A 10,235-nucleotide genomic window follows, 5' to 3' on the forward strand; every position below is an offset into this window, starting at 1 on the left:
GACCCGCACACCGCGGTCGGCTTGGAGGCCGCGCGGCGCTACCGCGAGACGCACGGCGAGCCCGTGATCGTGCTGGCGACGGCGCACCCCGCCAAGTTTCCCGACGCCGTCCTCGAGGCCACCGGAACGGAGCCGGTCGCGCCGGACCGGTTGGCCCGCCTGTGGGACGCGCCGACGCGCGTCGAGACGATCGTGCCAGACCTCGAGGCGCTCGAGGCGCATCTGAAGTAGGCGTCTCAGGGCACGACGTGCCGGCTATGGCCTAGGGAGGTGGCAGAGGCGAGTTACGTATGCCGCCAAGATCGACGCGGCGCTGAAGGAAACGGTTCGGCCGTCGATAAGGCTCAGGAGGCCGACTCCCGACGCCGAGCCTCGCTCTCCATCGCGACAGCCTTATGCACCTCGACCCGACTTTGTCACGCTTGCTACCGGCCGTCCTCTGCCTTCTGGTCGTAGGGCCTGCGTCTGCGCAAAAAGAAACGAGTCTGTGGGGCGAGGAGCGCTCCGTCGACGCTCCGGTCGCCGTGGCCCTGTCCGCCCCGCCCGTCGAGGTCGAGGCCGCGTTTCAGGCGCTCGAGGCGAAAGCCCGTCGAGACGGCGTTGTCCGTTTGATCGTCGGCTTGGACGTCGACTTTGTCCCCGAGGGACAGCAGTCGCGTCGCCGTGCCTCGTCCCAGCGAGCGACCATCGAGCAACGTCAGGCGTCGCTCCTCGCCCGGTTGAGCGACGCCGCGGAGGTCCGCCGCTTCCGCTTTACGCCAGCGATCGTCCTCGAGGCGACCCCCGCCGACGTCGACGCGCTCCGCCGTGCTCCCGAGGTCGTCTCCATCCTCGAGGACGTGCCGGTGCCCGTCTACGCCGAGGTCGAGACGGGAGCGAACGCTCCGAGTCGCTTGGACGACAGCACCATCTTGGTAGGGGCCACGGCTGCGTGGGCTCAGGGGTTCACAGGTGAAGGGTACGAGGTCGCCGTCCTCGATACGGGCACGGATGAGACGCATCCTTTCCTAGCTGGTCAGGTGTCGTCCGGCGCCTGCTTCTCGACGTCGGCCTCGAGCGGTTCCTTCACCTCTGAGACGTTGTGCCCCAGTGGCCAACGTGGCGAGGTCGGCCCGACGGCCGGTACGAATTGCGATACGGGCGAGTGGGGGAGCGGGTGCGACCACGGCACGCACGTGGCAGGAATCGCTGCCGGTGGCAGCGTGGGCGGCGCTACGACGCCTCGGGCCGGCGTCGCTCCGGGGGCCGACATCGTTGCGGTCCAGGTCTTTTCCGGCTTTACGGCCGGATGCGTCAACGACAACAACCCTTGTGTGCTGGCTTTCGGGTCCGACCAAATCGCTGGCCTCGAGCACGTCTACGACCTGGTCGTGAATGAGGGGCGGAACATCGTCTCCGCCAACATGAGCTTGGGAGGCGGACAGTACTTCGGTACGTGCGACACGAACGGGCTCAAGTCCATCATCGACAACCTGCTCTCGGTCGGCGTCGCGACGGTCATCGCGTCAGGGAACGATGGGTACCAAAACTCGACCGGCTCGCCCGGCTGCATCTCGACGGCCGTGACGGTCGGGTCCTCGACCAAGGCCGATGGCGTGTCCGGGTTCTCCAACGTCGCACCCTGGATGGACCTGTTCGCGCCGGGCTCCTCGATTCGGTCGTCGGTGACGGGAGGCAGGTACTCCAACTTCAACGGCACCTCGATGGCGACGCCTCACGTGGCCGGCGCGTTCGCCGTGATGCGCCAGCGGTTCCCCCTAGAGAGTGTCCAACAGACCGTCGCACGTCTTCAGGAAAGTGGCGTCGCGATCACGGCAGGAACGCCGGCTGCGCACTACTACCGCATCCAGATCGACGACGCGTTCCTCGACGCGCCCGAGATCGCCCTCGAGGTCGAACCGCTCAGAGCCCTTCTCGCTCCCGGCGAGACGGTCACCGAGACCGTCACCATCACGAACGTCGCCGGGGCCGAGAGCCGCCCGCTCCGGCTCGGCCTCCAGGAGGCCAGTACCAGCTACGAGTGGCGAGACTCGAGCATCCCTGCCGGTCCAGTCGCCGACTTTGTTGACATTTCCGGGACGGGCACCGCGTTGGGCTTGGGCGACGACGAAGGCGTCGCGCTGACCCTGCCGTTTGGCTTCCCCTTCTACGGGACGTCGCAGGCCTCCACGATCGTGTCGTCGAACGGCTACCTCGCGTTTGGGGGTAGCGGCCGGAGCGCCGGAAACACCGGCCTCCCCAGCTCCGGTGGCCCCCGAGGGACCATCGCGCCGTTCTGGGACGATCTCGACCCGTCCAGTCGTGGCGAGGTCTACGTGCAGGACATGGGCGACGGCCGTTGGGTCGTCCAGTGGGACGACGTGCCGCGCTACAACGATTTGGCGACGAGCCTCACGTTCCAGGCCGTCCTGTCCGACGACGGGACCATCTCGTTCCAATACGCCACGATGAGCGGGATGCTAAGCGCCGCGACCGTCGGGATCGAGAGTCCGAATGAGGACGACGGGGTGACAGTCGTTGCCAACGCCCCCTACGTCTCGTCCTCGACGGCCATCCAGTTCGGCCCTCCGGTCGCGGCCTTCGCGGCTACCCTCGGACGGACCACCCTGAGCCATGGTGAGTCCACCAGCCTGGCCGTCACGTTCGATGCGACCGGCCTCGAGGCCGGGACGTATGAGACGGACCTGACCGTCACGTCGAACGACCTCGATGAGGCAGACGTCGTGATCCCGCTCGTCCTCGAGGTCGGTGTGGCCGGAGCCATCGCGGGCAACGCGGGCTGGAGGCTGATTGGGCCGCCGTCCGACGTGTCGGTCGCAGACCTCGCCGCGCTCAACCTGGTCCAAGGCGTCCCGGGCCAGTTTCCCGACGCCGTGGCGAACGTGCTCACGTACACGTCGGGAGTCGGCTGGGCACCGCCGACCTCGAGTGCCGCCGTACTGCCTCGAGGCCGGGGCCTGGGGTGGTTCTTCTTCGACGACGACCTCGAGCCCGACCCCTCGTCGGCCGGCGGGGGGAGTGGAGAGTCGTTCTCGCTTCCGATGTCGCTCGTGGTCACGGGCGGTGCGACGGCCGACGTCGACGTGGACCTCCCGGACACGCCAGACGAGGGAGGCCAGCGCTGGGCACTTCTGGCCAACCCGTTCGACCGTCCGCTCCGGCTCGCCAACCTCGCCGACAAGGCGGTCTGGCCCGGCGCCGACGGCCTGGCCAGCAGCGAGGCCCAGGTCTACGATCCCTCAGGGCCGACCTACGTGCTCGGCTCTGACATCGGCGAGATCGAGCCCTGGCAGGCGTTCTGGGTCCTGAATGGGAGCTCGACCTCGCTCACGATCCCGGCCGCCGAGGCCGGCGGCCAGGCCCGCACGCGGCAAGACGACCGGCCGCGGATCGCATTCTCGCTTCACGGCATGACGCGCGACGGCCTCGCCCTCGAGGACCGCGCCGCGTCGATCGTGTTCGACACGAACTCGTCGCCCGGCGCCGATCGCCGAGACGCTCCCAAGCTGGTCCCCCCGGCCGACGCGTACGTCCTGATTGGCGCTCGCGTCGAGGGCGGGACGGGTCCGGCGCTCCAGTCGCTCGCGGCCGTTCCTGAGGGCACATCGGTCGACCTCGCCGTTCAGACGGTCGGCGCGTCGGATTCGCTCACTGTCCGCTGGCCGCGCCTCGACGTCCCGCCCTCGTGGGCGCTCACGCTCCTCGATCGGGAGACCGGCCTCGAGGTCGATCTCCGCACGGCCGAGGCCTACTCGTTCACGGCTCCGAGCGGGCCGGCACGGCTCCGCCGGATGGCCGGGGAGTCCTCGGCGCCGGCCGTGTCCTCGGTGCCCGATGCCCGGTTCGTCCTCTCGGTCTCGGCTTTCGCGACCGACGCGGACACTGACCTCGAGGCCGAGTGGTCTCTCTCCGTCGGCCCCAATCCGTCTTCGGGCGCGGTCCGCATTCAGTACGGCGTGCCCATCGCAGGCCCCGTCCGCCTAGCCGTCTACGACGTGCTGGGGCGCGAGGTCGCCGTCCTCGAGGACGGCGACCGCTCGGTGGGGGACCACCGCGCCTCGCTGCCTGCTGGGCGCCTCGCACCGGGCGTGTACGTCGCCCGCTTGTCCGCTGAGGGGCACGCCCTCAGCCGGCCGGTCACCATCGTCCGCTAGGCCTCAAAGACTGCTTACCCCGTTCGGCCGCTTTTCGCTCCTCGACCCCTTCTTCCATGATGCGCTCACTCATCGCCCTCGCTCTCGGCAGCTTCTGCGCTGCCGCATCGGCCCAGGGACCACCTCCGTTCCCGACCGGCCCTCCGGCCGTCGGCAGCTCCGTCGTCGTCTCGCTCGACGTCGTTCTCGGCGGCGCCTTCAATGGCTCCGCGATGCGGACGGACCTGCTCGAAGACGGCTTGCTACCGACCTCGCAGCCCTACGGTGCGGCGTCGTTCAGCGGTACGGACCTCGCCTACGCGGGAGCGGAAGACGCCTCGAGCTACCTCGACGGTGCGAGCGACGTCGTGGACTGGGTTCTCGTCGAGTTGCGGACGTCCGTTTCCTCTGCTCCCGCAGCACGCGCAGCAGCCCTCGTGCGCAGCGACGGGACGGTCGTCCGGCCCAGCGGCCAGGCGGGTGTCTCGTTCGATGCGTCGCCGGGAGACTACTACGTCGTCGTGCGCCATCGGAACCACCTCGCGGTGATGAGCGCGTCGGTCATCGACCTGTCGTCGGGGGCGGGGAGCCTAGACCTGACGGCCATTGGGGCGGCACACTCGAATGGTGGTGATGCTCAGGTAGACCTGGGGAGTGGCGTAATGGGCATGTGGGGCGGCGATGGCTCGGCCGACGGTCGACTCACGTCCAGTGACCGAAACACGCAATGGCTACAGGACAACGGGACAACGGGATACCGGGTGTCCGACTTCGACCTCAACGGTCGCGTGACGGCCAGCGACCCCAACGTCGTCTGGCTCCCTGGGAATGGCCGGACGAGCCAAGTCCCAACGCCCTCAGACTAAAGGCGCGCCAACTACGACCGATCCCTTAGTGGATTCGTCCCCCCTATCCATGAAGTATTTCGTTATCGCCCTTGGGCTCCTCACCCTGGCTGCGTCGCCAGCCTACGCGCAGCGGACCGCCGATGCGCTCCTCGAGGAGATCTCGACCGGCCCGTACAACGTTGGGGACGACTACGTCGTCCGGCTCTCGCTCAAGTCCCCAGAAGGAGACAGAGACGTTAGGGATGCGAGCGTGTTCATCGACTTCGATGAGGACGCCCTTTCGTTCTCTGGAGATGCAGCGGACTACGACTTCACGGCTTACAGTGGACCCCAGACCGATTACAACGGGGACGACACGTTCTACGAGGTCGGAACCGTCCTCCTCCCAGAGTCGGGGACCGTCAGCGTCAACATCCTCAACGATTTCCGGAGCACAGAGGTCGGCCAGGCGCTTGCGACTGGCTACACGGGCGCTGTAGAGATCACATTCACTGTCGACGACCCAGCCATCGATCCTGGCTTCGCCAAAGACAGGTTCGAGGTTTTCTACACCGATTCCGGTGATCCCGTCCTGTACACGGAGGGGGCATTCGAGGTCCAACTCACACCACCGCCGCCAACGGTAACGCTCGCGGCGTCGCCGTCGAGCATCTCTGAGGACGGGGGCGTGTCGACGGTGACCGCCACCTTATCAGAGTCGGCCACATCTGACGTTACCGTCACGCTCGGATTTGCGGGATCCGCCGCGGGGGGGGACTACACCGCCAGCGCGAACTCGATCACGATTCTGACGGGCCAGACGACAGGGACGATCACCGTCACCGGCGACGACGACAGCGACATCGAGGGCGCCGAGACCGTCGAGGTCTCCATCGACGGCGTCACGAACGCTGTCGAGAGCGGCGCCCAGTCGGCCACGATCACACTCACCGACGACGACGCGGCCGAGGTCAGCGTCGCCGCAGCAGGCGACGCGACGGAAGGCGCCGCCGCTGGCGCGTTCACGATCTTCATCGACCAAGCGCTCACGTCCGACCTCGAGGTCACCTTCGCCACATCCGGCGACACGGGCGACGTGGCCGCGTTGGGAACGACAGCTACGATCACGGCCGGTAACACGTCCGTCGACGTCGCGGTCTCCGCCACCGACGACGCGACCGTCGAGAACACGGGGTCCGTGACGCTCACGCTCTCGTCCACGAACTCGACGCAGGCCGCGGTCGGCTCGTCGAGCAGTGCGTCGGTCGGCGTCCTCGACGACGACTCGGCCACGCTCACGGTCGCGGCCACGGCCCAGGCCGCCGAGCCCGGCACCGACGGCGCGTTCACCATCACCTCGACGGCCCCGGCCGCCTTCGACGTCGACGTCACGGTCGCCGTCTCGGGCTCGGCCACCGAGGGCGCCGACTTCGCCTCGGTCGGGACGTCGGTCGTCCTCGAGGCCGGCGAGACCTCGGTCGTGGTCCCGGTCGCGGTCACCGACGACGACGCGTTCGAGGGCGACGAGACGGTCGTGCTCACGCTGTCGTCGACCGACGCGGCCGCGGTCACCGTCGGCGATCCCGACGACGCCACCGTCACCATCGCCGAGGACGAAGAGGGCGTCATCACGGTGTCGACTCGGACGGTTTCGGTCTCCGAGACGGGGACGACGGCCACCTTTAGCGTCACGCTTCCGCAGGCTCCCACGGCAGACGTCACGATCGCTGTCTCCTCCGGCGACACCGATGAGGCGACGGTCTCTACGGGGACCCTCACGTTCGAGCCAGCCGGCGCTCTTTCTCAAACCGTCACCGTCACCGGTGTCGACGACACGTTCGACGATGGCGATCAGAGCGTGACCATCACGCTCGGCGCGGCGTCCTCGACCGACGCCGACTTCGACGGCGTCGACCCGCTCGACGTGACAGCGACCGTCCTCGACGACGACGCCGCACCGACCGTCGCGCTCACTGCGGCGGCCGCCACCGTCCTCGAGGGCGCCAGCACCCCGGTGACGGCAACGCTCACGGGCGCCACCACCGTGGCCGATGTCACCGTGTCGCTCTCCGCGACCGGCGACGATGGCCGCTACGTCGTTGCCGACGAGGTCGTGATCCCGGCGGGGCAGACCTCCGCCTCCGTGCCGTTTACCGGTACGCAGGTCGACGGCGACCAGGCCGACCTCGAGGTGACGGTCTCAATCAGCGCGGTCACTGGCGCAACGGAGGCCACTCCGCAAGCCGTCACGATCACCGTCCAAGACGACGACCCGACTCTCGTCACGCTGTCGGCGTCGCCGCTCCGCATCGCGGAGGCGGGAGGAGCCTCGACCGTCACCGCCACCCTCACAACCCCGGCTCCGAGCCCCGTCACGGTGACGCTCGGCTTCAGCACGGACAGCGCTGACAACGCCGACTACAAGGCGTCCGCGACGCAGATCGTGGTGGCCCAAGGACAGACATCGGGGACGGCCACGGTCACGGCCGTCGGCGGAGACGCCGACGGTGAAGGTGACGAGACCCTCACTGTAACCATCGACGGCGTCGTCGGTGGCGACACCGACGACGGAACGCAGGAGAGCGGTGACCAAGCCGTTACCATCACGATCCAGGAAGCTCCCCTGACGCCGACCATCGCGTTCGCGACTACGCAGTCGAGCGTTCGCGAAGAAGCTGGGACGGTCGAGCTCGAACTCGAACTGGACCGTGACCTCGAGGAAGCGGCCACCGTCCGCGTCTTCCTGACGAGCGGCGATGCCGCCGACCTCGATGGGTTTGAGCAGACGGAGATCGAGGTCCCCGCTGCCACGACGTCCCTATCCGTCTCCGTTCCGATCGCGGACGACCAGCAGATCGAGGACGACGAGACGGTCGTGTTCGGCCTCGAGGTCGTCAGTGGCGACCTCGACGTCGACGCCGCCGCCACGGCCGTCGTCATCGTCGACAACGATGGCCAGCCCGTTACGGTCACGGTCCCCGTCCGGGACCGCGATGGCGACGGCGTCGAGGACGGCGGCCCCCGCTTCTTCTCCGTCCCCGTCGGTGGTCTCACCGCCGGCGAAATCGCCCTCGAAGCCGGCGGATCGGTGTCCGTCATCGATCCCAGCACGGGCGGGGTCGTCGAGGCCGGGCCAGACACGGTGCTCATGGCCGGTCAGCTCATCGTCGTCGACGTGGCCCCGGGCGCCGACCTCACTCTGGTTGGCTCCGCCGCGGCGCCGGGCTTGGCACAGCAGGCCGTCGTCCTCGAGGACGGCGACGAGGCGCGCGTCCTCGTTCCGCTCGCCAACCTGTCCGACGCCCCGATTGCCATCGGTAGCCTCGAGGTCGAAGGCGGCGTCTTGTCAGACATCGCGCTCGTGTTCGACGAGGTCGCCGGCACGTTCCGGCCGGTGTCTCTCGCGGGGCTCTCGGAGTCCGCGATCGCGTCCTACACGGGCCTCGTGCTCCAGGTGCTCCCGACGGACCCCGACAACCCCGACGTCACCATTACGACGACGGGTGCGGCTCCGGCAGCGACCACGGACGTGGCCGACGCCGAGTTCGTCCCGACGGACGGTGAAACGGCCGTCGTCCTCTCCCTCCGTCCCACTGCGGACTCGGGCCGCTTGGCGGCGTCGAGCCCGAGCGACCTCGCGGTGCTCCGCCTGGTCGAGGGCTCTGTCACAGAGGGTCTCGACCCGTTCGACGGCGTCTCCGTCTCGACCTCGAGCGTGGACCTCGCCTTCGACGGCGCGTTGCCTCTCGCCGCGCTCGCCGCCACACCGAGCTCGATCGAGGGAGGTCTAGATCTCGGCCTCGATGCCCGCGTGGCACCGGGGACCTATCAAATCGACGCTGCCGTCCTCGGCGACCTCGGCCTCGACGTGTTCCTGGTCGACGGCGGAGCTGCCGTCTCGCTCACGGAACCGTACACGTTCACGGTCGCCGACGGCGACGACCTGTCCGAGCGGTTCGCGCTCCGCGTCGCGTCGCGCATCACGGTCGCGAACGAGGACGCCACCCTCGAAGTCGAGGTGGGCCTCGTGTTCCCGAACCCGACCGTCGGCACCGCATGGCTCGACCTCGAGGTCGGGGCCCAGGCGGTCCAGGCGGAGGTGCTCGACTTGCTCGGTCGGTCTGTCGCTCGGGTCTACGACGGTGTCCACGCTGGCGGCGCGCTCCGCCTCGAGGTCGGCGCGGGGACGTTGGCGCCGGGTGCCTACCTCGTCCGGGTGACGGGCGACTCGTTCTCGGCCACGCGTCGGCTCTCGGTCGTCCGTTAGCGCGCCTGGCTCACGGTTCTCCGCCCGCCCCGACGCACTCGGGGCGGGCGGTTTTCGTTTGAGCCGACCTCGAGGTCAGGCCGATCTTGCGGGCATGCTCCCGTCGCGTCCCGACCTCGACCCGCTCCCTGATCCGCCAGACGAGACCTCGGCCTCGAAGCTGCGCGGCGTCGCGATGTTTCTGGCGTTCCTCCTCGTCGGTGGCACTATTGGATTTTGGATTGGAGACACCATCGATGACGTCGAGGTCAGCGGAGCCGCCCTCATCGCGGCCATCCTCCTCGGCGTGCCGGGGGTGGTCGCGGCTCACGAGCTCGGCCACGTGATCGGTGGACAGCTCGCGGGGTGGCGGTTCGCGATGATGATCGTCGGGCCGCTCCACGTCGAGAAGGACGGCGCGGGCCTGCGTTGGAAGGTGAACCGGAGTCTCGGCCTCGCTGGCGGCCTGGCTCTCAGCTTGCCGACCGACACCGTCGACCTCCGCCGAGGAACAGCGATGGTCGTTGCCGGCGGGCCGGTCGCCAGCGTTCTCGTTGGCGGCCTGGGCCTCGCGCTGGGTGGAGCATGGGCGCTCGTCGGGGTGATGTCGCTGTTCATCGGCGTCGCCACCGTGTTTCCAGGCCGTACGGGCGGCTTTCTCACAGACGGCGCCCGCCTGGTCCGACTGGCAAAGGGCGGCCCGGCGGCTGACCGGGAGGCGGCGCTCATGTCCGTCTTGTCAGAGTCGACGGCCGGCACTCGTCCTCGAGATTGGAACGCCGACCTCCTCGAGGACGCCGTCGCCCTCGAGGACGAGGACCCGATGGAGACGTCGGCCCACTCCCTGGCGATGTTACACGCCCTCGATGCTGGCGACGGCGACGCGGCCCGGCGTCATCTGGAACGGCGCATCGAGCTGTGGAACGCGACGCCGACGGCAATCCGAGGCATCATCGCGTCGGACGCCGCGTTCTTCGAGGCCGCCGTCCGGCACGACGCTGCCCGTGCTCGCACGTGGCTCGACCGGGT

At 68.8% G+C, this 10,235-nt stretch carries 3 protein-coding genes and 2 pseudogenes; all 5 read left to right on the forward strand.

The genetic code is table 11. The features are described from left to right. Positions 1 to 231 (forward strand): annotated as a pseudogene (locus WBA11_RS10235) (threonine synthase); the annotation flags it as partial. A 293-nt stretch (positions 232 to 524) separates the two neighbouring features. Further along, on the forward strand, positions 525 to 4,154 hold the full coding sequence (locus tag WBA11_RS10240) for a S8 family serine peptidase (RefSeq protein ID WP_424520597.1): 3,630 nt from the start codon (positions 525 to 527) through the stop codon (positions 4,152 to 4,154). Positions 4,155 to 4,210: 56 nt separating this feature from the next. Further along, positions 4,211 to 4,999 (forward strand): hypothetical protein, encoded by a 789-nt coding sequence (locus WBA11_RS10245; RefSeq protein ID WP_424520598.1) that lies wholly within the window; start codon positions 4,211 to 4,213, stop codon positions 4,997 to 4,999. A gap of 49 nt (positions 5,000 to 5,048) precedes the next feature. After that, positions 5,049 to 9,227 (forward strand): Calx-beta domain-containing protein, encoded by a 4,179-nt coding sequence (locus WBA11_RS10250; protein WP_424520599.1) that lies wholly within the window; start codon positions 5,049 to 5,051, stop codon positions 9,225 to 9,227. Positions 9,228 to 9,321: 94 nt separating this feature from the next. Then, positions 9,322 to 10,235: pseudogene (locus WBA11_RS10255) on the forward strand (hypothetical protein); the annotation flags it as partial.

The organism is Rubrivirga sp. (assembly GCF_049648075.1).
GTDB lineage: Bacteria > Bacteroidota > Rhodothermia > Rhodothermales > Rubricoccaceae > Rubrivirga.